Genomic DNA, 23,885 nt, shown 5'->3' on the forward strand with positions numbered 1-23,885 from the left:
GCGGTTGGTGAGCGACAGCAGCGAGAACAACAGCCCCGAGAGCAGCGCCCAGAGCAGGCCGCCGGTGGCCTCGCTGGCCAGGTCGAATGCCGGCGTGACCAGGATCAGGCCGATGCTCACCAGCACTACCAGCACGGCTTCGTTGCGGCGGATGCGTTCACGGAACAACACGCCTTCAAGGATCACGGTAAAGGCCGGGAAGCTGGCGAAGCCGAGGGTGGCGATGGCCACGCCGCCGACCTTTACCGCAATGAAGAAGCTGACCCAGTGGCCAGCCAGCAGCACACCGCCGAGCAGCAGGCGGCGGATGTCCTGGCCGCTCAGGCGTCGCCAGCCCGGGCCAGTAAGGCTGGCAAACAGTGCCAAGGCAAGTACGGCAAAAGCGGCGCGGCCGAAAACGATGATTGCCGGGCTGGCGCTGGCGGCCAGTTTGCCGAAGACGCCGGTGAGGCCGAAGAACAGCGCGCCAATGTGCAGGGCGCCCAGGGCAGTGCGGTGGTTCATGAAGGGTCCTTGCTGAAGATGTCTGCTGACTATACCGGCCTCTTCGCGGGCAAGCCCGCGAAGAGGCCGGCACAGGCAAGTGTAAAGGCTCGGCAAACCGTTCTGTCGCAAGACTGCTGACAGTCATCACTCGTCACCGTTTTGCCACAGCGCTGTCACACGCGCCTGCCAGTCTCCAGCAAACTGCGCCGGAGCCTGTCCATGACCCATGCCGAACTCTCCCGTCCCTCGCGCAAGCAACGCGTGCGTACCCTGTGGATCTCCGATGTGCACCTGGGCACCCGCGATTGCCAGGCGGAGCACCTGTCGCAGTTCCTCAAGGGCTACCAGGCCGACCGCGTCTACCTGGTGGGTGACATCATCGACGGCTGGAAGCTGCGCAGCGGTATCTACTGGCCGCAAGCGCACACCAACGTGATCCGCCGGCTGCTGACCATGAGCAAGCGCGGCACCGAGGTGATCTATGTCACCGGCAACCACGACGAATTCCTGCGCCGCTACTCCAGGCTGATGCTGGGCAACATCCAGCTGGTGGACGAGGCCGAACACCTCACTGCCGATGGCCGCCGCCTGCTGGTGATCCATGGCGACCAGTTTGATGTCATTACCCGTTACCACCGCTGGCTGGCGTTTCTCGGTGACCGCGCCTACGAGTTCACCCTGGTACTGAATCGCTGGCTCAACCACTGGCGTGCGCGTTACGGCTATGGCTACTGGTCGCTGTCGGCCTACCTGAAGCACAAGGTCAAGGGCGCGGTGAACTTCATCAGCGATTTCGAGGATGCCATCGCCCACGAGTGCACCCGGCGTGGTTTTCAGGGGGTGGTGTGTGGGCACATCCACCATGCCGAGATCCGCAAGGTGGGGGAGGTGGAATACCTCAATTGCGGCGATTGGGTGGAGTCGTGCACAGCGTTGATCGAGCACTGGGATGGCAGCATCGAGTTGTATCGGCTGGCGGACGCACAGGCGCGGCAGGTGCAGGCAGCGGCGGCCGAGCGGGAGCCGGCCTAGGGGCGGCCACGCTACAGGCGGATCTTGCCCAGCAGGATATCCCTGAACATGACGAAATCCCCGGCAAGGCTATAAAACGGGTAGGTAAAAGTGGCCGGCCGGTTCTTTTCGAAAAAGAAATGCCCGACCCAGGCAAAGCCGTAGCCGAACAGCGGTACGCCCAGCAACAGCAACCACTTGCCACTGCCGATGGTATAGGCCAGCAGGGCGATCACCAGGCTGGTGCCGACAAAGTGCAACCGGCGGCAGGTGGGGTTGCTGTGCTCCCCCAGGTAGTACGGATAGAACTCGGCAAAACTGCGAAACTGCGCTGTGCTGTTCATGGCTGTGCTCCGGGATTAATACTTCTGGACAATATGCACGGCGTGGAGCCTGATTCGAGTCTAGAGTGACTGGCGGGGCCTACCAGTGACAATAGGCGCCAATTGAGTATCCTTGGGGTTCACCGCAGGAGCGGTCAGCATAAGAAGCCTGTCATGAGCGAAAGAACCACGTCAGCCAGCTGGGCATCAGGGATTGTGAAGGCACTCGAACTGGAAGGGCTGGACTGCCGGGCCATGTTCAAGCAGCTGGGCCTGGACTTCGCTGCCCTTGACGACCCCGACGCGCGTTTCCCCCAGGACTCCATGACCCGTCTCTGGCAGCTGGCAGTGGAGCTGTCGGGCAACGAGGCCATCGGCCTGAACATGGCGCGCGTGGTGCGCCCGGCGTCGTTCCATGTGGTGGGTTATGCATTGATGTCCAGCCGCACGCTGGCCGAGGGCTTCGAGCGCCTGGTGCGCTACCAGCGCATCATCGCCGAAAGCTCCGACCTCAGCTTCGTCCTCGGCGCCGAGGGCTATTCGCTGATCCTCACCGTGCACGGCGACCACTTGCCGCCGACCCGGCACAGTGCAGAAGCGTCGTTGGCCTGCGCCCTGGCGCTGTGCAAATGGCTCAGCGGCCGGCCGGTGCAGCCGCGACGGGTGCTGGTGCAAGGGCCGCAGCCAAAGAATGTGGAGCCGTACAAGGTGGCGTTCCATTCGCCGCTGGTGTTCGGCGCGGCGCACGATGCGCTGGTGTTCGAGCGGGCCGACATGGAGGCGCCGTTGCCGACTGCCAACGAGGCCATGGCGGTGCTGCACGACCGGTTTGCCGGGGAGTACCTGGCACGGTTTTCCGAAAGCCGCGTTACCCACCGCGTACGCCAGGTGCTGTGCCGCATCCTGCCGCAGGGCGAGCCCAAGCGCGAAACCCTGGCCCAGGCCTTGCACCTGTCGCAGCGCACCTTGCAGCGGCGCCTGCAGGAGGAGGGCACCAGCTTCCAGGCGCTGCTCGACGACACCCGCCGCGAACTGGCCGAACAGTATCTGGCCCAGCCCGGCATGACCTTGCTGGAAACCGCCTACCTGCTTGGTTTTGCCGACCCCAGCAACTTCTACCGGGCCTTCCGCCGCTGGTTCGATGCCACGCCCAGCGAATACCGCGCCCGTCTGGGCGCGGACAGCGAGCTACTCAGTGACGCCAGAACGCCGGCATACACAGCACCAGCACCGTGATGATTTCCAGGCGACCAAGCAGCATACCGCCGGCCAGGATCCACTTGGCTGCATCAGGCAGCGTGGCGTAGTTGCCAGACGGGCCGATCACTTCACCCAGCCCTGGGCCCACACCTGAAACCGTGCCGGCAGCACCGGTCAATGCGGTCATCCAGTCCACGCCAAGCAACGACAGCAGCAGCGCCATGACGCAAATGGTGATGGCAAAGAAAAACGAGAACGTCAGGATCGAGCGCACGATGTCTTCGTCGAGCCGGTGGCCGTTGTACTTCTGCTTGATCACCGCGCGCGGGTGGATCAGCTGGTTGAGGCTGGCCTTGAGCAGGATGTAGGCAACCTGGAAGCGGAAGATCTTGATCCCGCCTGCGGTCGAGCCGGAGCAGCCGCCAACGAAGCCCAGGTAGAAGAACAGCATCAGCGAGAAGTTGCCCCACAGGCTGTAGTCGCCCAAGGCGAAGCCGGTGGTGGTCACTACCGAGGTGACGTTCAGTGCCACATGGCGCAGGGCATCAAGCCAGTGCAGGTTGGTGCTGTACCAGTACCAGGTGCCGAGTACCAGCCAGGTGACCACCAGCATGCCCAGCAAGCCCTGCACCTGCTGGTCGCGGATCAGCGCCTTGCGGTTGCCGCGCAGGGTCGCCACGTAAAGGGTGAACGGCAGGCTGCCCATGATCATCACCACTACCGCGACCCAGTGCACGGCGGGGATATCCCACTTTGCCAGCGACTGGTCGGAGGTGGAGAAACCGCCCGTGGAGATCGCCGACATGGCGTGGTTGATCGCATCGAATGGGCTCATGCCGGCCCACCAGAAGGCCAGCGAACCGAAGATCGAAAAGCCGACGTACACCCCGACGATGGACTTGGCGACCATGTGCGAGCGCGGCATGACCTTTTCCGAGCGGTCAGACGATTCGGTCTGGAACAGGCGCATGCCACCGATGCGCAGCAGTGGCAGGATCGCCACGGCCATGGCGATGAAGCCGATACCGCCAAGCCAGTGCAGCATCGAGCGCCACATCAGGATGCCCGGCGACATGCTGTCGAGGCCGCTGAGCACGGTGGCGCCGGTGGCGGTGATGCCCGACATGCTTTCGAAGAAGGCGTCGGTATAGCTGATGTGCTGGGTAAGCAGGAACGGCAGGGCGGCGAACACACACACCACCAGCCAGCTGCAGACGGTCAGCAGGTACATGTCGCGCGGGCGCAGGTGTACATGCTCGGGTCGCCCCTGCACCACCAGGGCCAGGCCGGCGATAAAGGTGATCAGGCTCGACCACAGGAACGACGGCATGTCACCGGTGCGTTCGAAGATCACCAGGGTCGCCATCGGCACGGCCATGCTGACGGCGAGGGTGATCAGGAAGATGCCGATGATGAAACCAATGATCCTTAAGGTCGGCAACGCCATGTGATCTGCTCTGACTCGAAACGGAAGGGCGCCATTCTACCTATGGGTCTGGTGATGTAAACGCTAGAATGGCCGCACATTCAACTGCCAGGAGGGTAGCCGATGGAGGCTCTCGACGCATTGCTCAACCGTGTATCCGTGCCACGCCTGACCGAACCGGCGCCCAATGCCGCCCAGCGCGAGGCGCTGTTCCAGGCTGCCCTGCGGGCACCGGACCATGGCCAGCTGCGGCCGTGGCGTTTCCTCACCATCGAAGGCCAGGGCCGTGAAAAGCTGGGCGAGCTGTTCGCCGAAGCCGTGCAGCAAAAGGGCGATGCCAGCCAGGCTGCCCTGGACAAGGCGCGCGCGATGCCGCTGCGGGCGCCGTTGCTGATCGTGGTGGTTGCCAAGCTTCAGGATCACTTCAAGGTGCCCAAGTCCGAGCAGCGCCTGGCGGCCGGCTGTGCGGCGCACGGGATCCTGATTGCCGCGCATGCGCAGGGCATCGGGGCGGTATGGCGCACTGGCGACATGGCGTTCGATGCCCATGTGCACAAGGGCCTGGGGCTGAACGAGAACGAGGAGCTGATCGGTTACCTGTACGTTGGTACGCCGCTGAACGAACCGCGTACGGCGCCAGTGCTGGAGACTGCCGATTTCGTCAGTGGCTGGGGTGAGTAACGCAGCCTTGGCCTGAAGGCTTGATCAGGGCTGCCGGCCTCTTCGCGGGTGAATCGGATCGCCGCGAAGGGGCCGGGTGCCTTTACATCACATCAACTGCCGGTTGCTTCCGCCAGGGGCAACTCCAGCCTGGCCACAAACCCACCCTGTGGATGATTGTCCAGGACCAGGCTGCCGCCATGGCGCTCCGCCGCCTTGCGCGCGATCGCCAGCCCCAGCCCATGCCCCGGCGCGTCCTGCCCCGGCGCCCGGAAGAACGGCTCGCCAAGCTGCGCCAGATGCTCCACTGCCGCCCCCGGCCCATGGTCACGCACGCTCAACACGATCCGGTCCTGCTCGCGCACGGCGCTGACCTCGATCGGCTGGCCAACCGGGTTGAACCGCAGGGCATTGCGCAGCAGGTTGTCCACGGCACGCTCGATCAGGGTTGGCCAGCCCTGCAAGGTCAGCCCCGGCTGTGCTTCAAGGCGCACCTCCTGGTCCGGCGCACTGAGCAGAGCGTCCTTGCGCACACTCCCCAGCAACGCGTTGATGTCGACCGGTTCGGCATGGGCCTGTTCGGCATCCACCCGTGCCAGGGTGAGGATTTCGCTGATCAGGTCTTCCAGGCGGTCGCATTCGCGGGTCAGGCGCGGCCACAGGCTTTCCCGCTGCTCCGGCCCGGCACGCTCGGCCAGAGCCAGGGCGATACGCAGCCTGGCCAGTGGCGAGCGCAGCTCATGCGAAACGTCGCGCAGCAACTGGCGCTGGCTGCCAAGGGTGCTCTGCAGGCGCGCGCCCATCTTGTTGAAGTCCTTGGCCAACACGCCGAACTCGTCGCGCCGTGAGGCTAGCTGCGCCAGGCTGTTCTGCTGGTAGGTCGACTGGCCCAGGTCATGCACGGCGCCGCGCAGGCGGCTGAGCGGGCGGGTGATGGACAGGGTCACCAGCAGGCTGAACAAAGTCAGCACGACCAGGGCGATCCCCAGCGCACTGAGTGGCCACAGCAGGCTTTCGCGGTGCCAGGCATCCAGCGCCGGGTGGGGGATGCGGTAGATCAGCAGGTAGGTTTCGCCGGTGTCGGGGCTGGTGTATTCCTCGGTCAGCCGACGCCACGGCAAGCGTCGCTCGTCATTGTGCTGGCGCGCCTCGAACGCGGCCGCGCGGCGCGGGAAGGTGCCGGGCACCACGGCTTCCCCACTGTCGTCGAGCACCTGCACGTCGATCTTGTAGCGGTCTTTGCGCCGCTCCAGGAAGTGTTGTGCCGAATCCAGCCCTTCCTGTTCGTAGTGTCTGGCCCACTTGCTGGCCAGCGTATTCAGGCCAGGGTGGCGGCTGAGTATCCAGGCATCCTGGTTGAGCATGTGGCCCAGCAGGATCGACAGGCCTGCAACCAGGGTGATGGCCAGCCAGAAGCTGGCCAGGATGCGCCAGAACAGTGAACGCAAGTGCACCTCCTAAACGGGAAAAGCCCGGCGCGCACTGAGGCGGGCCGGGCATTGGGCGGACAGGTTACTGGGCCTTGTTGCCTTTTTCAGCTTTCCAGGCCTGGAACTCCTGCCATTCGGCTTTCTTGGCGGCGCGTTCCTTTTGCAGTTCGTCGAACTTCTTCTGCTGCTCAGGCTTGAGCAGGTTGCGTACAGCGCTGTCGGTCTTGGCGCGGCTTGCCTGCAGCTCGTCCTTCATGGCTTTCTGGTCGGCGGCCGGCAGCTTGGCCAGGTAGCGCTCGTTGATGTCGCGGCGCTGCTTCATCTGCTCGCCCATCAGCTTGCCGATCTGCTGGCGCTGGTCGCGGCTCAGGTCCAGCTGGTGGAAAGGCGCATCACCGCGGTGATGCGGGCCGTCGTGGCGCGGGCCGCCTTCTGGCATGGCCATGGCAACGGTCGGCAGGGCGGCGGCGAACATCAGGGCGATAAGGGTCTTGCGCATGGTGTCTCTCCTTTCATAGGCCGGTGATTACCGGATGAGCACAGTCTAGGGAGATCACCGTCAAGCGCAGTCAGGGAAGGGTAAAGGCTCGGTAAAGAATGGCCATGACCCGCAAACTACAGGCAGTAGTAATAGCCACGGCTACGCAGGGCGACGATGCGCGGACGGCCATCGGCGTGCGGGCCGATCTTCTTGCGCAGGTTGCTCACGTGCATGTCCAGACTACGGTCGTACAGGGTCAGCTTGCGCCCAAGGCCGATTTGCGCCAGTTCCTGTTTGTCCAGCGGCTCGCCGGGCTGGCGCAGCAGGGCCTCCAGAATGCGGCTTTCGGACAGGGTCAGGGTCATCTCGCGGCCATCGATACTTGCCACGCCACGGGCGGGGCTGTACACCAGGTCGCCCAGTTCTACCTGGCTGGTGGTGGCGGTGGGGTGGCTGCGGCGCAATACCGCGCGCAGGCGAGCGGTGAGCTCACGCGGGTCGCAGGGTTTGGCCAGGTAGTCATCGGCGCCCAGCTCCAGGCCCAGAATACGGTCCAGCGGCTCGCCGCGGGCCGACAGCATCAGTACCGGCAGTTCGGCATGCTCGCTGCGCAGCTGCTTGAGCAGTTCCAGGCCACTGCCATCGGGCAGCATCACATCCAGCACCACTGCTGCAGGGGCATGCTCGGCCAAGGACTGGCGTGCGCTTACGCCATCGTGACAGGCACGGACGGTAAACCCTTCCTGGGTCAGCCAGCTGCCGAGCAGCTCGCACAGTTCCTGGTCATCATCAATCAGTAACAGCTCGCTCATGACTCACTCAATTCAACCATTGACGGCGGCTATTCGGCCCGCCAGTGGCAAAGATACCGCAGACTGATGGCAACCGTATAACTGCCCGCACCGGTCAGCTTCTTCGCGGGCCCGGCCGCGAGAAGCCGATGCGGTCTCAGATCAAGGCAGCACTTGCTTGAACGGCTTGACCACGACCTTGTCGTACACGCCTGCAGCAATGTAAGGGTCGGCATCGGCCCAGGCCTGCGCCGCAGCCAGCGAATCGAACTCGGCAACGATCAGGCTGCCGCTGAAACCCGCTTCGCCCGGGTCGTTGCTGTCGATGGCCGGGTGTGGGCCGGCCAGCACCACACGGCCTTCGGCCTTCAGCTGCTGCAGGCGCTCGATATGCGCCGGGCGTGCGGCCAGGCGCTTTTCCAGGGAGTTTGCGACGTCGCTGGCGATAATGGCGTAGAGCATGTCAATCCTTGGGTTTGGAGGTAGAGGGGTCATCGTGCATGTGGCGCGACAGGTAAACGCCTTGCGCCACCAGGAAGATCACGGTCATGCCCAGGCTGCCGAACACCTTGAAGTCGACCCAGAATTCCTGAAAGGTGAAGGCGACGAACAGGTTGGCCGCACCGCAGAACAGGAAAAACGCGATCCAGGCCACGTTCAGGCGCGCCCAGATGGCATCGGGCAGGCTCAGGGCATGGCCCATGATGCGCTTGATCAGCACCCGGTCACCGATGAAGTGGCTGCCGGCAAAGGCCAGGGCGAACAGCCAGTTCACCACCGGCGCCTTCCACTTCAGGAAGGTTTCGCTGTGGAAGGTCAGGGTCAGGCCGCCGAACACCAGACAGGCCACCAAGGTCAGCCACTGCCCCTTTTCCAGCTTGCGCTGGCGCAGGAACAGCGCGCCGTAGACCACCAGCGAGCTGATGATCAGCATGGCCGTGGCACTGTAGATGCCGCCGAATTCGAAGCTGTGGCCAGCCACCTCCACAGGGCGCGGATCGAGCTTGTAGACGATGAAGAACAGCAGCAGCGGGATGAAATCGATGAATTGTTTCACAATGGCAGCCAGAATCGGGATGTGACGGCATAATAACAAACATCGAATCCAGCGAAAGCGCTCCTCCATGAATGTTGATCTGCACTGTCACAGCACGGCCTCCGACGGCGCCCTGGCGCCCTCTGTACTGGTTGCCCGCGCCTTTGAACACGGGGTGCAGACGCTGGCCCTGACCGACCACGACACCCTCGAAGGCCTGCCTGAAGCGCGCCAGGCCTGCCGGGACGTGGGCATGCGCTGGGTCAGTGGCGTTGAACTGTCGTGCACCTGGGGTGGTGCAACCATCCACGTGCTGGGCTATGACTTCCCGCTCGACGCGCCGCCTTTGCTGGCAGCGATCGAGGCGTTGCACCGCGGCCGCTGGTTGCGCGCCGAAGAAATCGACAAACGGCTGGCGGCCAAAGGCATGCCCGGCGCGCTGGACGGCGCCCGCGCCGTGCAGCAGGAGCTGGGCGACAGCGGCAACGCCCCGGCGCGCCCGCATTTTGCCGAGTACCTGGTGCGTGCCGGGCACGTCAAGGACCGCGGCGAAGCGTTTCGCAAGTGGCTGGGCGCCGGCAAGCTGGGCGACGTCAAGCAGCATTGGCCGACCCTCGACGAAACCGTTGCCACCCTGCGGCAGTCCAAAGCCTGGGTGAGCCTGGCGCACCCCATGCACTACGACCTGACCCGCAGCAAGCGCAGAAGGCTGATTGCCGACTATATTCAGGCAGGCGGGCAGGCACTTGAAGTGGTCAACGGAATGATGCCAGCCGAGCAGGTGGGCACGATGTCCATCCTCACCCGAGAGTTCGGCCTGCTGGCAAGCGCTGGCAGTGATTTCCACGGCCCCGGCACCTGGGGCGAGATAGGTGCCTACCGGCCCTTGCCCGAGGACCTGCCACCTCTGTGGCGCCGATTCAGCCATGAACAGCCTATGGCGGTATGAACAGGAAGACTACGTGAGCCAATTTTTCCAGATTCATGCGGAAAACCCGCAGGCGCGCCTGATCAAACAGGCCGTCGAGATCATCCGCAAGGGTGGCGTGGTGGTGTACCCGACCGATTCTGCCTATGCGCTCGGTTGCCAGATTGGCGATAAGGGCGCCATCGAGCGGGTCCGGCGCTTGCGCCAGCTTGACAAGCAGCACAACTTCACCCTGTTGTGTTGCGACTTGTCGCAAATGGGGCTGTTCGCCAAGATCGATACGTCCACCTTTCGCCTGCTCAAGGCGCATGTGCCTGGGCCTTATACGTTCATCCTCAACGCGACCCGGGAAGTGCCGCGCCTGCTGATGCACGAAAAGCGCCGCACCATCGGTCTGCGCGTACCGTCCAACCCGATTGTGCTGGCGCTGCTGGAAGAGTTGGGTGAACCGCTGATGAGCGTGAGCCTGATCCTGCCGCCCGAAGAAGAACCGATGACCGACCCGTACGAGATACGCCAGCGCCTGGAGCACCATGTCGACCTGATCATCGATGGCGGTTACGGCGACCTCAAGGCATCGACCATCATTGACCTGACCGGCGATGAGCCTGCGCTGATCCGCGAAGGCTGCGGCGATCCCTCGCCGTTCCTGGTCAGCGCGTGACCCAGGTGGACGCGCCCGAGGCACCGGCCGAACAGGCCGACCTGCCTCGGCAGCTGCAATTGGCGCTGGTCTACGGCGAAGCCCTGACCGAGCTGCCACTGGACCTGTACATCCCGCCAGACGCCCTGGAAGTCATCCTCGAAGCCTTCGAAGGCCCGCTGGACCTGTTGCTGTACCTGATCCGCAAGCAGAACATCGACATCCTCGACATCCCGGTGGCGGAGATCACCCGTCAGTACATGGGCTACGTGGAACTGATGAAGAGCGTGCGCCTGGAGCTGGCCGCCGAGTACCTGGTGATGGCGGCCATGCTCGCCGAGATCAAGTCGCGCATGCTGCTGCCGCGCTCGGCCGACGTCGAGGAGGAGGAGGGCGACCCGCGCGCCGAACTGATCCGCCGCCTGCAGGAGTACGAGCGTTTCAAGGCCGCTGCCGAAGGCATCGACGAGCTACCGCGGCTTGGTCGTGAGGTCGTGGTGCCACGGCTGGAAGCGCCGCAGGCCAAGGTTCGCAAGTTGTTGCCCCAGGTCAGCCTGGAAGAGCTGCTGATGTCCATGAGCGAGGTGATGCGCCGCAATGACCTGTTCGAGAGCCACCAGATCAGCCGCGAGACCTTGTCTACCCGCGAGCGCATGAGCCAGGTGCTGGAACGGCTCAAGGGTGGCGCCTTTGTCCCGTTCGTCGAGCTGTTTTCCGCGGAGGAAGGCAAGCTGGGCGTGGTGGTGACCTTCATGGCGATTCTCGAGCTGGTCAAGGAATCGCTGATTGAACTGCTGCAGAATGAACCTTTCGCCGCCATTCACGTGCGGCTTCGCCCGGCGCTTGTTGAAGAACCTGATGAACCTGAATGAACCCCGCGACCTGGCGTCGCTGATCGAAGCCTTTCTGCTGGCTTCGGGCAAGCCGCAATCACTGGAGCGCCTGTACGAACTGCTTGAAGAGGCCGAACGGCCAGAGCCCAGGGTGTTCAAGCAGGCCCTGGAGGTGCTGGGCAAGTCGTGCAGTGGCCGCGCCTTCGAGCTCAAGGAGGTAGCCAGCGGCTACCGCCTGCAGATTCGCGAGGATTATGCCCCCTGGGTCGGTCGCCTGTGGGAGGAGCGCCCACAGCGCTATTCGCGTGCGCTGCTCGAAACCCTGGCGTTGATCGCCTACCGTCAGCCCATCACCCGTGGCGAGATCGAGGACGTGCGCGGCGTGGCGGTAAACAGCAATATCATCAGGACCATGATGGAGCGCGAGTGGATTCGCGTGGTTGGCTACCGTGAAGTGCCCGGCCGGCCGGCAATGTTCGCCACTACCAAGGCGTTTCTTGACCATTTCAACCTGAAGAGCCTGGAAGACCTGCCGGCTTTGGCCGACCTGCGGGAAATGGAACCTGAGCCGTTGCTGGACCCGGATGATGCGCCGGTGCCGGCACACCTGCAGGCGTTGGCCGATGCCAGCCTTGGTGAAGACGAAGAGCCTGCAGAGCCGAAGGATGAGACCAGTTTCCGCAGCTTGCTGGTGGAGCTGGATGCCATGGAGGAAGGGCTGAAGACCGACTTTGATGATTTGCGCGAGGAAGAGCTGGAGGCGCAAGACAAGCTGCAGCCCTGATTCATCGGTTGCCTGCACTGGCCCTTTCGCGGGTGAACCCGCTCCTACAGAGGTACCACAAACCCTGTGGGAGCGGGTTCACCCGCGAAGAGGCCGGCAGTGCCTCCACATCACCATCTGGCAGAAACCCCTGCCAATGCCCACAAAACCCTCTACGCTCCAGTGCGTTCACCCGCCGAACCGCGTATGATGCGCGGCCTTTTGGCGCATTCGTCGCCAGAAACCTGTTTTCATTCCTACACCGGGAGGTGCCCAGATGAGTGAGCAAAACCTGCAAGATACCGAGATCACCCCTCCATCCGGCGAAAAGCTGCAGAAAGTGCTGGCGCGCATTGGCGTCGGTTCACGCCGTGACGTCGAGGCCTGGATCAGCCAGGGCCGCATCAAGGTCAATGGCGTTGCTGCTACCCTCGGCCAGCGCGTCGACCTGCACGACGCCATTGCCGTGGACGGCAAGCTGATCAAGCGCGAGGAGGCCGCCGAGGCCACCCGCCGGGTGATCATGTACAACAAGCCCGATGGCGAAATCTGTACCCGTGACGACCCGGAAGGCCGCCCGACCGTGTTCGACCGCCTGCCACGGCCAAAAGAAGGCCGCTGGATCAACATCGGTCGCCTCGACATCAACACCACCGGCCTGCTGCTGTTCACCACCGACGGTGAACTGGCCAACCGCCTGATGCACCCGTCCTACGAGATGGACCGTGAGTACGCGGTACGTGTGCGTGGTGAGGTCGACGACGAAATGATCGAGCGCCTGAAAGCCGGCGTAATGCTGGAAGACGGTCCGGCCAAGTTCACCGACATCCAGAAGGCACCGGGTGGCGAAGGCTTCAACCACTGGTACCACTGCGTGGTGATGGAAGGCCGTAACCGTGAAGTACGTCGCCTGTGGGAATCCCAGGGCATGGTGGTCAGCCGCCTGAAGCGCGTGCGTTTCGGCCCGGTATTCCTCAACTCCGACCTGCCGATGGGCCGCTGGCGCGAAATGAGCCAGGGCGAAATCGACATCCTTGCCGCCGAGGTTGGCCTGCAGCCGGTAGCGCTGCCGACCCTGAACCTCAAGGCCAAGGACAAGATGGAGCGCCTGCAGCGCAAATCGTCCCGTCCGCTGGGCCGTGGCGAGCGCGTGCGCAGCCTGCGCCCTGCCCAGGAAGGTGCCGCTGCTGGCGAGCGCCCAGCGCGTCAGCCGCGTGAAGAAGCCCCGCGCAAGGGCAGCCGTGGCAGCGCCGTGGCAGAACGCCCGAGCGATATGCGCAAGCGTCCGGCCAAGCCTGACGGCGCCAAGCCGGCCGGCCGTGGTCGCGGCAAGCCGCGTGGCTGATCAGCCTTTGCGATAGAGAAAACCAGCCTTCGGGCTGGTTTTTTTATGCCTGTTGAGAACCCGGAGCTGCAAAGCAGCCCTAACATACTGAAGCAAAAGAATTTTTTCGGACGACTGGCAAGTTCCCGAACCACGCTGTAAAGAAATCTATACAAGCCTGAGCCATTTCACTTCGCATTTCAGAAGATGCCCAATCCTGTAAACAAACCTTGCCGCTACGCCTGCCCCAAACCCGCCGCGCGGCCCTTGCCCACCCTTGCCCAAACCCCCGTACCACGGTGTTATAGCCGCCATTGCCCCGTGCAAGAGCCCGTCCATAGAGCCTGGCTGACAAAACAACAAATGGAGGCGCCATGTACGCCGATCACTCCGCCTTTCAAGGCCCATACCACAGGATCGCTGCGTTTTTTCCCAAGGAAACGATGCAACGCGTTGACGCCTGCGCGTTTGCAGGGGTATACAGTGCGCCGCGTTTTACCTGTGACTCCTTTGCGTACCGCGCACTCTTGATCACGCCCGGCTGATCCGCTACGGCGGCAACCGAGGTCAAGAAACCCAAGGTAACCACCTTGCCCATTCCGCTGCGCCACGAGCGCGGTGGGTCCGATTCCGTCACAGATAAAAACAATGCAGGTGACTTCGTTCATGAGTGGACAAAACATGCATTCAGGCGAGCTGAAGCGGGGCCTGAAGAACCGTCACATCCAATTGATCGCCCTCGGCGGTGCAATTGGTACCGGCCTGTTCCTCGGTTCGGCAGGCGTGATGAAATCCGCCGGCCCGTCAATGATCCTTGGCTACGCCATCTGCGGCTTCATCGCCTTCATGATCATGCGCCAGCTTGGCGAAATGATCGTCGAAGAGCCGGTGGCCGGCTCGTTCAGCCACTTCGCCCACACCTACTGGGGTGGTTTCGCCGGCTTCCTGTCGGGCTGGAACTGCTGGGTGCTGTACATCCTGGTGGGCATGTCGGAGCTTTCGGCGGTCGGCAAGTATGTTCACTACTGGTGGCCGGAGATCCCCACCTGGGTCACGGCGGCGGCGTTCTTCCTGCTGATCAACGCCATCAACCTGATGAACGTGAAGTTCTTCGGTGAGGCCGAATTCTGGTTTGCCATCATCAAGGTCGTGGCCATTGTCAGCATGATCGGCCTGGGTGCCTACCTGCTCACCAGTGGCAGCGGTGGCCCTGACGCCTCGATCACCAACCTGTGGTCGCACGGTGGCTTCTTCCCGCATGGCGTCAGCGGGCTGGTCATGGCCCTGGCGTTCATCATGTTCTCCTTTGGTGGCCTGGAAATGCTCGGTTTCACCGCTGCCGAGGCCGACAAGCCGAGAACCGTGATCCCCAAGGCCATCAATCAGGTTATCTACCGCATCCTGATCTTCTATGTCGGCGCTTTGGTGGTGCTGCTGTCGCTGACGCCGTGGGACACCCTGGTCGCCAGTATCGACGCTTCGGGTGGCAGCTATGGCAGCAGCCCGTTCGTGCAGGTGTTCTCGCTGCTGGGCAGTGACGTTGCCGCCAACCTGCTCAACTTCGTGGTACTGACTGCGGCGCTGTCGGTGTACAACAGCGGTACCTATTGCAACGCCCGCATGCTGCTGGGCATGGCTGAGCAGGGTGATGCCCCGGCGTCGCTGGCCAAGGTCGACAAGCGCGGCGTGCCGGTGCGTTCGATCCTGGTGTCGGCTGCGGTTACCTTGGTTGCCGTGCTGCTCAACTACCTGATGCCGCAAAACGCCCTGGAACTGCTGATGTCGCTGGTGGTGGCCACCTTGGTGATCAACTGGGCGATGATCAGCTACTCGCACCTGAAGTTCCGCCAGCATCTGGACCGCACCGGCCAGAAGCCGCTGTTCAAGGCGCTGTGGTACCCGTACGGCAATTATGTCGTGCTGGCCTTCGTGGTGCTGATCCTTGGCATCATGCTGATGATCCCGGGTATCCAGGTTTCCGTGTATGCAATCCCGGTGTGGCTGTTTGCGATGTTCGTGATCTACATGGTCAAACCGCGACGCAAGGCGCAGGTGCGTGCGGCTGCCGCTAGCGTGGCCAAATAAGCCGCTGTAGCTGACCACCCAACCCGAAGCCAGGTGACTGGCTTCGGGTTTTTTTTGCCTTGTCCAAAGGTGCCATCAATCGCCGTGCGCATGGGGGGGTAATGACAGGTGGCAACCGGATACCGCCCGGTGCAGGTTGCCGCTGCCGATGCTGGAGCTACTCATGAACGGGGTTCCAGGCAGACATGGCTTACGACGATCACTCCACGCAGTCCGATGTGACTGAACAACTGCGCAGCTTTCAGGACAGTTTTATTGCCAGCCGGCTTCCTGGCTGGTTGAAAATGCTGAACCCGGCGCACTTTGCATTGCTGAGCGAGGCATTGCACGCCGGGCTAGCCGCGCGACGCCAGCTCCGCGCAACCTTTTCCAGGGTGCAGGGCATCGATGAGTTTGCGCGCAAACACGTTGCCGCTCAGGTAGGGCTGAATGCGCCGCCGGACGGGCTTTTCCTGCGCCAGTGGTACACCTATTCATCGCCTTCGGTGCATTGGGCGACGAGTCGACTACCGATACAAGAGCGCGACTGGTACGACACTCCGTTGTTATGGGCGGCATTGCAGAACTTCAGCCAGGACCACATCAGCATGAATGCGGATAGCCTGGTCGATCTGGCAGGGCAGAAAATTGCGCAGCCTTCGGCCAGGGCATTCATTCAGGCGTGCCGCAGCCTTGATATAGGCGGGAAATACCAGAGCCATTTGCAATCGGTGTTGGAGGCGCCTCGAAGTCGAGGTGAAGGCGAGCACAGCTTCGCTGAGTCGCTGCAAAGGCAGATCCGCTCGATGATGCTGGTCGACGCCTTCAAAGCGCGCTCGGACGGCATTCTCAGCGAACTGCAACTGGAGTGGGTGATCGGTCTCTACCGCCAAGGTCGCCCCGGTCGACTGGCAGGTGCTCCGGTCGTTGCCAAGAAACTGCAGGCACTCGGTTGCGAGCTTCAGCAGATTGTAGTGTTCGATGTGATCGATGAGGGCGTTTTACGTAATACCAGCCAAGCCGTACTGGTTTACATACCTGCGGATCCGCAGGGCCCGTGGAGCGTGAATGACGATCTTGAAGGATTTGCACGCAGGGTGCTGGGGCGTCGCTTGCGCGATGAGCAGTATCGCAAGTTCTTCAGTCGCTTTGTGCGCAGACGTGACAGCCAGCATTTTTTTTCCGAAGTGCAGAAGCGACTGGGCGATGTTGCTGATTTTGCTACCCGAGACTTGGATCAACACATGACCCGTGACCTGGATTCGCTATTCCAGGGGCTAGCGGCCAGGCGGATCAGGCAGATCAAGCATGACGCAGCCATGATTGCGGTGCCTGTAGCCCAGATCGACAGTGCAGCGCAGGCGGAGCATGACCGGCGTATCGCCGCTGAGGGATGGGCGGGATTGACGCTTGCCAGCCTGTTTGTTCCACAGCTGGGAGTTATCTTGCTGGCCGTGATGGCCTGGGACCTGCTGGACGAAACCTTTCAAGCCGCGGCGGGTTGGCGCGAGGGCGACGACGCCGCAGCGCTGGACCATCTGCTCAACGTGGGCAAGACCCTGGCGATGGTGGCAGCGGTGGGTGTTGGAGGTGTTGCCGTGCGGCATGCGTGGCAACGAGCGGTAATGGTCGATGACATGGTGCCTGCTGTATTGGAGGACGGCAGTGAAAAGCTGTGGAACCAGGATCTTGCGCCTTATGTAAGCCAGCCACCACCGGTGACTGCGGTAGTTGATGCGCAGGGGATCTACCGTCAGGACGCGCAAAGCTGGATTGAGATGGATGGGGCTTACTACCAGGTGAGTGAGCGCGTTGACGGGGAATGGTACCTTCGTCCGCACGCGAATCATTCGCCTCAGCTGGAGCACAATGGCGCCGGGGCATGGCGGCTCTGGAGCGAACGGCCAGAGCAATGGAGTGATACTCAACGGATGTTCAGCCGACTGGGCGGCCCGTGCGCTCGGCTTCCACGCAGCTTGGTTGATCATGTGATTGCCGTGCATGGCCTCAGCGACCTGCACCTGAGGGCTTTGCACGTTTTTGGCCAGGCGCCCGAGGTTGAGCTGATTGATACGGTAAACCGGTTTTTGATGGCCGAGCGCGTGGCTGATCTGCAGCGATGCTTGCGTTCCGGTGAGCAGATCGCGGACCGGCCTTTGTTGCTCAAAGCGCATGAGCTTCCCGGTGCCGCCGGGTTGGCGGATGAAGGCTTGGCGCAAGTCGTTGCCGATCATCGACGGCAGCTGTTCCAGATGCTCTATGAGCCTTTGGACGTGATGGATGAAACCACTCGCCCTTTGCGGCGGGCTTTTGCCAGCCTGCACCAGCTGGCTGCGCAGCAGGTGCTGGCCGAAGCGAGTGAGGCCCAGCGCACCCAGATGGCCGAATCGGGGCGTGTGCCGCTGGCCATGGCGCTGGCTGCGCGGGAGCGGGTTTTGCGCATAAGGGTGACGCGAGTGGGGGAAGGCTTGTGGATCGACGTGCCGCAGACGTTCGATTTTGCCAGGGCTATCCTCAAGCTTGTGCAGGGGCTGCCTGGCGTGCCTGCTGACAAAAGCTGGCACTTGATAGATGCGCAAGGCCGCTTGGCATTGCCCGCGCCAAGTAGCCAGTCCACTGCATCAAGCTTGCTTTACCAGGACGGTGCATTCTGGTTGCGAGATGCGCAGGGCAACGATGAAAGTACACCCGGAGAATTGTTTGAAACCCTGGCCGATGCATTCAGCACAGCAGAGCGTGCTGCCATGGGGATTGCAGAGCCCTTTGCCGTCAACCTTCGGCAAGCAGTGGCAAGGCAGTGGATGACAGGCCGGCAGGACATCGAGCGCCTGTTCGGAGGTGATCAACCTTCGGCGCCCTTCTTGCTGCCCAGACGTCTGGATGATGGCAGGATAGGTTATCCACTTTCAGGCGGTGGCCGGCTGTTCGGCAGCCGCCCGCCCGCCGCGCTGCCAACCCGGCTACGAACGTTGTGCGCCGGCGCCAGTGACGAGCAGATCGAGGCGTGGCTCAGTGCCGCAGGGCCTGAAAATGCCGAGACGGCAATACGTGAATTTGAGAGCCAGCTTAAAATATTGAAAACCAGCTTGACGCGTTGGCAGCGGCTCGGTGCGTTCAAGCTTGAATGGTTGGCGCGTTATGGTTTTCGCAAAACACTGATTGCGCGGTGGCGTCTTTCGATACTCGGAAAATTTCTGGATCTCAAGGTGCCAAGCGCGCTATGGGATATCGGGATGGGGTTTCAGCAACTTCCTGAGCTACCGGAGTCCATCGTCTTCCCACACGTGACCCAGTTCGCGCTGAGAGACTCCGAATTGACGGAAATTTCTGGAAACTTTCTGCGTGCGTTCCCGAACTTGCAGGCGCTTGACCTGACCAATGGTCAAATTCGCAAAATTTCCTTGCCCCCCTTTCTTCGTGGCCAGTTGACCTCGTTGGACTTGTCAGGGAACAGAATAAAACTGGACGCCCGGCAGGTGGAGGTGCTGGAGAGTTGCACGGCGCTGTTGTACCTGAACTTGTCGAATAACCCGCTGAACGTTGGCTTTTCAATCAGCGGGATGCCGGAGTTGAGGTCATTGTTGCTTTGTTCTACCCGGCTCCCGAGCATGCCGGGGGGAGTGTTGAGGCACCAGAAATTGTCAAGGTTTGAACTGACGGACACTACGATCACTTCATTCGATCCGGATTTTTGGGCGTCACCCATCGTGCGCAGGGGAAGATTCCGGGTAGGAATGCGCGGTGAAGCAGAGAGGCGGTGGTATGACCCGGAGAGTATTCTGAATCCTGTGCCTCAGCGTTATCAGTGGGAGGACGCTGTGGATCCGGAGTTCAGGGACGAGCTGGCATCGTTGTGGCAGAGTATTGAAGAACTGCCCGGCTCGCATAATTTTTTCGACCTCCTCAAACGCTTGAGTACCTCTGCAGAGTTCGCCTCTGATAACGGTGCGAATGAGCTTGCTTATCGGGTGCAGGAGATGATGGAGGCGATCAAGGATGCCGGAGATTCGCTTGTGATCACAGAGGATGAACTTGCCACGATCGTTGAGAACGAGCTGGCACAGGAAACTGGGTTGAATGCAGGCAGGGAAAAACTGATGGCCGACACCCGGGAGCAATACAGCTTCAGGGCTGATTTCTTCAGGGAGTCGGAGGTCAATACCTGTGGTGATGATGCGCTCTCTCATTTTATCGATCTTGAGATGAAGATTCAGACGTGGGGGCTTATCCGAAATCCTGAAGCTCACTCGGAGGCAGAGTTGTTGAGGGTCGGTGGTCAATTTTGGCGGATGCAAAAGCTGGATGAGTTTTCTTCGATGCATGCTTTTGAATTGGGAATGGCTGCGAAGTCGGTCGACGTGCAGTTGATGTATCGAATCGAGCTGTACGATGACCTGCAACTTCCCATTCGCCGTCCTGTTATGCGTTTTACCCGTGAGTTTGACCGAAGGGCTGTAGACCGTCCTAGGGTGTTGAGGGACATCCGGGAACATCAAGTGGTTGCCGAAATGGCCCCATGGTTTTGTGAGCAAGCGTACTGGCGAAAATACCTTGAGCGGACGTCGCCGGCACGCTTCAAGTTACCAGCACAACGAATCATCGAAAAGAATCGGTTACATGAGGCAGATGATGCAGAGGGCATGGAGGCATTTAACCAATGGGAGGCGGACTGGTTGCGTGATCAGCGTATGGCGTTGACCGAGGCGGCCATGCAGCGCGCGGCATATATGTGGAACGTTAACATCCCCGAATGAATGATAGGGGGGCAGGCACAATTCCAGGAATGCTTACTCCCTATATCTGCCCCAGCAGCCAGCCACGAAAAGCTTTCAGCGACGGCAGCGCTTCATTTCGCGAAGGGTAGACAAGGTAATAGCTACGCTGGCTGGCAATGGCGCTGCCTGGGCTAAACAGCTCGCCTTTGCTCAATTCCTCGTCAACCAGGATTCTCGGCACCAGGCCGATCCCGATCCCGGCCCGTACCGCCTGGATCAGGTGCGAGGTCAGCTCGAAACTGGGCCCCAGGCGCATGCCCCGGTGCGGCAGGCTGTGGTGCGAGAACCACTCGCCCCAGGCATGCGGGTTGTTCGCTACGTTGAGCAGCACTTCCTGGCTGATTCGTGCCGGGCCCCAGCCTTGAGTATCTGTGCCGGCTTCCGGCGGCAGTATGACCACCAGTTCCTCGGCGTGAAGGCGATGGCAGATCAGCCCTGGCAGGTCATGGCTGGCTACGCCGATGGCCGCATCGATCTCGCTGGTGTCGAAGTTGATAGCTTCGATCCTTGAATGAATGTGCACCAGCATCCCTGGGTGAGCGCTGTAGAACTCATGAAGCCTGGGCAACAACCACTTCGAACCAAAGGTGGGCAGGGTGGCCAGGCGCAAGGTGCCGACCCCCGACTGATAGGCCAGCGCCTGCAGCGTGGCGCTGCGGATGCGCCCCAGTGCCTCGCTGAGTTCGCGCTGGTACAGGCGGCCAACATCGGTCAGCTGCACCTGGCGCCCTTCACGGCGGAACAGGGTCAGGCCCAGTTGCTGCTCCAGTGCCTGCACCTGGCGGCTGACCGCGCTCTGGGTCAGCGACAGTTCGGCGGCGGCGCGGGTGTAGCTTTCATGCCGGGCGGCGGCCTCGAAAGCCAGCAGCAGCGACATGGACGGTGTCAGGTGGCGGTAATTCATTCATAAAAGTCATTGATAGCGGCAGGATTATCCGTTTGCCCCTGACGCCAAACTACAGGAACATTGGTCTATACGTCATCCCTGCATGCAAACACCCATGCCGGGACGACAGGAATCCCGTGAATTAGCCTATATCAAGAGGCCATCCTTCGATGATCGCCCAGCTTTCCACCGTTGCACCCGGCGCCAACTACCCCGAATTCCTCGAAGCCCTGCGCAACAGCGGCTTCCGCGGCCAGATCAGTGCCGACTACGGCACCCGCACGGTGCTGGCCACCGACAACTCGATCTACCAGCGTCTGCCACAGGCGGCGGTGTTTCCGCTGGACGCCGACGATGTGGCGCGGGTTGCTGCACTGATGGGGGAAGGGCGCTTCCAGGACGTCAAGCTGACCCCGCGTGGCGGCGGCACCGGCACCAACGGCCAGTCGCTGACAGACGGCATCGTCGTCGACCTGTCGCGGCACATGAACAAGATCCTCGAAATCAACGTCGAGGAGCGTTGGGTGCGGGTGCAGGCCGGTACGGTCAAGGACCAGCTCAACGCTGCGCTCAAGCCCCACGGTCTGTTCTTCGCCCCTGAGCTGTCCACCTCCAACCGCGCCACTGTCGGCGGCATGATCAACACCGACGCCAGCGGCCAGGGCAGCTGCACCTACGGCAAGACCCGCGACCACGTACTGGAACTGCACAGCGTGCTGCTGGGTGGCGAGCACCTGCACAGCCTGCCGATCGACGATGCTGCGCTGGAGCAGGCCTGCGCCACGCCCGGTCGGGTCGGCGAGGTGTACCGCATGGCCCGCGATATCCAGGAAACCCAGGCCGAACTGATCGAAACCACCTTCCCCAAGCTCAACCGCTGCCTGACCGGCTACGACCTGGCGCACCTGCGCGACGAGCAGGGCCGCTTCAACCTCAACAGCGTGCTGTGCGGCGCCGAGGGGTCGCTGGGCTACGTGGTCGAGGCCAAGCTCAACGTGCTGCCGATTCCCAAGTACGCGGTGCTGGTCAACGTGCGCTACACCAGCTTCATGGATGCCCTGCGTGACGCCAATGCGCTGATGGCGCACAAGCCGCTGTCGATCGAGACCGTCGACTCCAAGGTGCTGATGCTGGCGATGAAGGATATCGTCTGGCACAGCGTTGCCGAATACTTCCCGGCCGACCCCGAGCGCCCGACCCTGGGTATCAACCTGGTGGAGTTCTGCGGCGACGAGCCGGCCGAGGTCAACGCCCGGGTGCAGGCATTTGTCGAGCACCTGCAAGCCGATACCAGTGTCGAGCGCCTGGGCCATACCCTGGCCGAGGGATCTGAAGCGGTTACCCGCGTCTACGTCATGCGCAAGCGCTCGGTCGGGTTGCTGGGCAACGTCGAAGGCGAGGTGCGGCCGCAGCCTTTCGTGGAAGACACCGCCGTGCCGCCAGAGCAATTGGCCGACTACATTGCCGACTTCCGTGCCTTGCTCGATGGCTACGGCCTGGCCTATGGCATGTTCGGCCACGTCGATGCTGGCGTACTGCATGTGCGCCCCGCACTGGACATGAAAGATCCGGCCCAGGCAGCACTGGTCAAGCCGATTTCCGACGCCGTGGCGGCACTGACCAAAAGCTACGGCGGCCTGCTGTGGGGCGAACACGGCAAGGGTCTGCGTTCGGAGTACGTGCCGGAATACTTCGGCGAACTGTACCCGGCGCTGCAGCGCCTGAAGGGCGCCTTCGACCCCTTCAACCAGCTCAACCCCGGCAAGATCTGCACGCCGCCAGACAGCGCCGAAGGCCTGACCAAGGTCGATGGCGTGCCCCTGCGCGGCGACCTTGATCGCACCATCGACGAGCGTGTCTGGCAGGACTTTGCCAGCGCCGTGCACTGCAACGGCAACGGCGCCTGCTACAACTACGACCCCAACGACGCCATGTGCCCGTCGTGGAAGGCCACCCGTGAACGCCAGCATTCGCCCAAGGGCCGTGCCTCGCTGATGCGCGAGTGGCTGCGCCTGCAAGGCGCAGCGAACATCGACGTGCTGGCTGCGGCGCGCAACAAGGTGTCGTGGCTCAGGGGCCTGCCGGCACGCCTGCGCAACAACCGTGCGCGCAGCCAGGGCCAGGAAGACTTCTCCCATGAAGTGTACGACGCCATGGCCGGTTGCCTGGCGTGCAAGTCGTGCGCCGGCCAGTGCCCGATCAAGGTCAATGTGCCGGACTTCCGCTCGCGCTTCCTCGAGCTGTACCACGGTCGCTACCAGCGCCCGCTGCGTGACTACCTGATCGGTTCGCTGGAGTTCACCGTCCCGTACCTGGCGCATGCACCGGGGCTGTACAACGCGGTGATGGGCTCCGGATTCGTGGGCAAGCTGCTGGCGGACAAGGTCGGCATGGTCGACAGCCCGCTGATCAGCCGCTTCAACTTCCAGGCCACCCTGGCCCGCTGCCATGTCGGCGTGGCCAGCGTGCCGGCCCTGCGTGAACTGACTCCGGCCCAGCGCGAGCGCAGCATCGTGCTGGTGCAGGATGCCTTTACCCGCTACTTCGAAACACCGTTGCTGTCGGCCTTCATCGACCTGGCCCATCGCCTGGGCCACCGGGTGTTCCTGGCGCCGTACAGCGCCAACGGCAAGCCGCTGCATGTGCAGGGCTTCCTTGGGGCGTTCGCCAAGGCGGCGGTCCGCAACGGCACCCAGCTCAAGGCCCTGGCCGACTGTGGTGTGCCGCTGGTGGGCCTGGACCCGGCGATGACCCTGGTGTATCGCCAGGAGTACCAGAAGGTGCCAGGCCTGGAGGGTTGCCCGAAGGTGCTGCTGCCGCAGGAA

Annotated in this window: 20 protein-coding genes; 11 read left to right on the top strand and 9 right to left on the bottom strand. The window is 62.4% G+C overall.

What is annotated here, in order from left to right; translation table 11 throughout:
* The coding region (locus HP546_RS08385) for an EamA family transporter (RefSeq protein WP_172222626.1) at positions 1–504 on the bottom strand (504 nt) is incomplete at its 3' end.
* Between the two features lie 201 nt (positions 505–705).
* On the opposite strand from HP546_RS08385, the gene HP546_RS08390 reads away from it, so the two are divergent.
* Positions 706–1,518, top strand: a complete 813-nt coding sequence (locus tag HP546_RS08390; RefSeq protein WP_172222630.1) for a UDP-2,3-diacylglucosamine diphosphatase — start codon at positions 706–708, stop codon at positions 1,516–1,518.
* Between the two features lie 11 nt (positions 1,519–1,529).
* Here the strand turns inward: HP546_RS08390 and HP546_RS08395 are convergent, their stop codons facing one another.
* Entirely contained in the window at positions 1,530–1,841 is a 312-nt protein-coding gene (locus HP546_RS08395; RefSeq protein ID WP_172222635.1) for a DUF962 domain-containing protein, read from the bottom strand.
* 153 nt (positions 1,842–1,994) lie between these two features.
* On the opposite strand from HP546_RS08395, the gene HP546_RS08400 reads away from it, so the two are divergent.
* On the top strand, positions 1,995–3,056 hold the full coding sequence (locus tag HP546_RS08400; RefSeq protein ID WP_172222638.1) for an AraC family transcriptional regulator: 1,062 nt from the start codon (positions 1,995–1,997) through the stop codon (positions 3,054–3,056).
* Here the strand turns inward: HP546_RS08400 and HP546_RS08405 are convergent.
* Positions 3,013–4,467, bottom strand: a complete 1,455-nt coding sequence (locus tag HP546_RS08405; RefSeq protein ID WP_172222639.1) for a TrkH family potassium uptake protein — start codon at positions 4,465–4,467, stop codon at positions 3,013–3,015. The genes HP546_RS08400 and HP546_RS08405 overlap by 44 nt on opposite strands.
* Before the next feature lie 102 nt (positions 4,468–4,569).
* Between HP546_RS08405 and HP546_RS08410 the strand changes: the two genes are divergently transcribed.
* Positions 4,570–5,127, top strand: a complete 558-nt coding sequence (locus HP546_RS08410; protein ID WP_172222640.1) for an NAD(P)H nitroreductase — start codon at positions 4,570–4,572, stop codon at positions 5,125–5,127.
* Between the two features lie 92 nt (positions 5,128–5,219).
* On the opposite strand, the gene HP546_RS08415 is transcribed toward HP546_RS08410, so the two are convergent.
* The 5 genes from HP546_RS08415 to HP546_RS08435 all read right to left on the bottom strand — a co-directional run bounded on the left by HP546_RS08415 (position 5,220) and on the right by HP546_RS08435 (position 8,865).
* Positions 5,220–6,560: a HAMP domain-containing sensor histidine kinase gene (locus tag HP546_RS08415; protein ID WP_172222641.1), complete on the bottom strand. Its 1,341-nt coding sequence runs from the start codon at positions 6,558–6,560 to the stop codon at positions 5,220–5,222.
* Positions 6,561–6,618: 58 nt separating this feature from the next.
* Positions 6,619–7,035 (bottom strand): Spy/CpxP family protein refolding chaperone, encoded by a 417-nt coding sequence (locus tag HP546_RS08420; RefSeq protein WP_172222642.1) that lies wholly within the window; start codon positions 7,033–7,035, stop codon positions 6,619–6,621.
* 116 nt (positions 7,036–7,151) lie between these two features.
* Positions 7,152–7,829, bottom strand: a complete 678-nt coding sequence (locus tag HP546_RS08425) for a response regulator transcription factor (protein WP_172222643.1) — start codon at positions 7,827–7,829, stop codon at positions 7,152–7,154.
* A 141-nt stretch (positions 7,830–7,970) separates the two neighbouring features.
* Positions 7,971–8,270 carry a YciI family protein gene (locus HP546_RS08430; protein WP_015271283.1) on the bottom strand — a complete coding sequence of 100 codons (300 nt, stop codon included), beginning with the start codon at positions 8,268–8,270 and terminating at the stop codon, positions 7,971–7,973.
* 1 nt (position 8,271) lies between these two features.
* Positions 8,272–8,865: a septation protein A gene (locus HP546_RS08435; RefSeq protein WP_372242420.1), complete on the bottom strand. Its 594-nt coding sequence runs from the start codon at positions 8,863–8,865 to the stop codon at positions 8,272–8,274.
* Positions 8,866–8,932: 67 nt separating this feature from the next.
* On the opposite strand from HP546_RS08435, the gene HP546_RS08440 reads away from it, so the two are divergent.
* From HP546_RS08440 to HP546_RS08470, 7 genes are all read left to right on the top strand, one after another.
* Positions 8,933–9,793 carry a PHP domain-containing protein gene (locus HP546_RS08440; protein WP_172222648.1) on the top strand — a complete coding sequence of 287 codons (861 nt, stop codon included), beginning with the start codon at positions 8,933–8,935 and terminating at the stop codon, positions 9,791–9,793.
* 13 nt (positions 9,794–9,806) lie between these two features.
* Positions 9,807–10,436, top strand: a complete 630-nt coding sequence (locus HP546_RS08445) for an L-threonylcarbamoyladenylate synthase (RefSeq protein WP_172222650.1) — start codon at positions 9,807–9,809, stop codon at positions 10,434–10,436.
* A gap of 125 nt (positions 10,437–10,561) precedes the next feature.
* On the top strand, positions 10,562–11,287 hold the full coding sequence (locus HP546_RS08450) for a ScpA family protein (protein WP_172222672.1): 726 nt from the start codon (positions 10,562–10,564) through the stop codon (positions 11,285–11,287).
* Positions 11,274–12,032, top strand: a complete 759-nt coding sequence (gene scpB / locus HP546_RS08455; protein ID WP_172222653.1) for an SMC-Scp complex subunit ScpB — start codon at positions 11,274–11,276, stop codon at positions 12,030–12,032. Before HP546_RS08450 ends, scpB begins: the two co-directional genes overlap by 14 nt.
* A 256-nt stretch (positions 12,033–12,288) precedes the next feature.
* Positions 12,289–13,356: a 23S rRNA pseudouridine(2605) synthase RluB gene (gene rluB, locus HP546_RS08460; protein WP_172222655.1), complete on the top strand. Its 1,068-nt coding sequence runs from the start codon at positions 12,289–12,291 to the stop codon at positions 13,354–13,356.
* Positions 13,357–14,001: 645 nt separating this feature from the next.
* The gene (locus HP546_RS08465) at positions 14,002–15,420 is read left to right on the top strand and encodes an amino acid permease (protein ID WP_172222658.1); all 1,419 of its coding nucleotides are present in this window, start codon (positions 14,002–14,004) and stop codon (positions 15,418–15,420) included.
* A gap of 185 nt (positions 15,421–15,605) precedes the next feature.
* Positions 15,606–20,153, top strand: coding sequence for a dermonecrotic toxin domain-containing protein (locus HP546_RS08470; protein WP_172222661.1), 4,548 nt, complete (start codon positions 15,606–15,608; stop codon positions 20,151–20,153).
* Between the two features lie 40 nt (positions 20,154–20,193).
* Here HP546_RS08470 and HP546_RS08475 read toward each other — a convergent pair whose 3' ends face one another.
* Entirely contained in the window at positions 20,194–21,078 is an 885-nt protein-coding gene (locus tag HP546_RS08475; protein WP_172222663.1) for a LysR substrate-binding domain-containing protein, read from the bottom strand.
* Positions 21,079–21,230: 152 nt separating this feature from the next.
* Between HP546_RS08475 and HP546_RS08480 the strand changes: the two genes are divergently transcribed.
* Positions 21,231–23,885 (top strand): FAD-binding and (Fe-S)-binding domain-containing protein (locus HP546_RS08480; protein WP_172222667.1); only part of this gene is annotated, 2,655 nt, incomplete at its 3' end.

The organism is Pseudomonas sp. CM25, from assembly GCF_013179705.1.
Lineage (GTDB): Bacteria > Pseudomonadota > Gammaproteobacteria > Pseudomonadales > Pseudomonadaceae > Aquipseudomonas.

Bases quoted from the DNA above. Each gene is read 5' to 3' on its own strand.
- HP546_RS08475 (WP_172222663.1), bottom strand. From the start codon at position 21,078: ATGAATTACCGCCACCTGACACCGTCCATGTCGCTGCTGCTGGCTTTC.
- HP546_RS08425 (WP_172222643.1), bottom strand. From the start codon at position 7,829: ATGAGCGAGCTGTTACTGATTGATGATGACCAGGAACTGTGCGAGCTG.
- rluB (WP_172222655.1), top strand. From the start codon at position 12,289: ATGAGTGAGCAAAACCTGCAAGATACCGAGATCACCCCTCCATCCGGC.
- HP546_RS08405 (WP_172222639.1), bottom strand. From the start codon at position 4,467: ATGGCGTTGCCGACCTTAAGGATCATTGGTTTCATCATCGGCATCTTC.
- HP546_RS08410 (WP_172222640.1), top strand. From the start codon at position 4,570: ATGGAGGCTCTCGACGCATTGCTCAACCGTGTATCCGTGCCACGCCTG.
- HP546_RS08420 (WP_172222642.1), bottom strand. From the start codon at position 7,035: ATGCGCAAGACCCTTATCGCCCTGATGTTCGCCGCCGCCCTGCCGACC.
- HP546_RS08470 (WP_172222661.1), top strand. From the start codon at position 15,606: ATGGCTTACGACGATCACTCCACGCAGTCCGATGTGACTGAACAACTG.
- HP546_RS08440 (WP_172222648.1), top strand. From the start codon at position 8,933: ATGAATGTTGATCTGCACTGTCACAGCACGGCCTCCGACGGCGCCCTG.
- HP546_RS08465 (WP_172222658.1), top strand. From the start codon at position 14,002: ATGAGTGGACAAAACATGCATTCAGGCGAGCTGAAGCGGGGCCTGAAG.
- scpB (WP_172222653.1), top strand. From the start codon at position 11,274: ATGAACCTGAATGAACCCCGCGACCTGGCGTCGCTGATCGAAGCCTTT.
- HP546_RS08430 (WP_015271283.1), bottom strand. From the start codon at position 8,270: ATGCTCTACGCCATTATCGCCAGCGACGTCGCAAACTCCCTGGAAAAG.
- HP546_RS08390 (WP_172222630.1), top strand. From the start codon at position 706: ATGACCCATGCCGAACTCTCCCGTCCCTCGCGCAAGCAACGCGTGCGT.
- HP546_RS08395 (WP_172222635.1), bottom strand. From the start codon at position 1,841: ATGAACAGCACAGCGCAGTTTCGCAGTTTTGCCGAGTTCTATCCGTAC.
- HP546_RS08400 (WP_172222638.1), top strand. From the start codon at position 1,995: ATGAGCGAAAGAACCACGTCAGCCAGCTGGGCATCAGGGATTGTGAAG.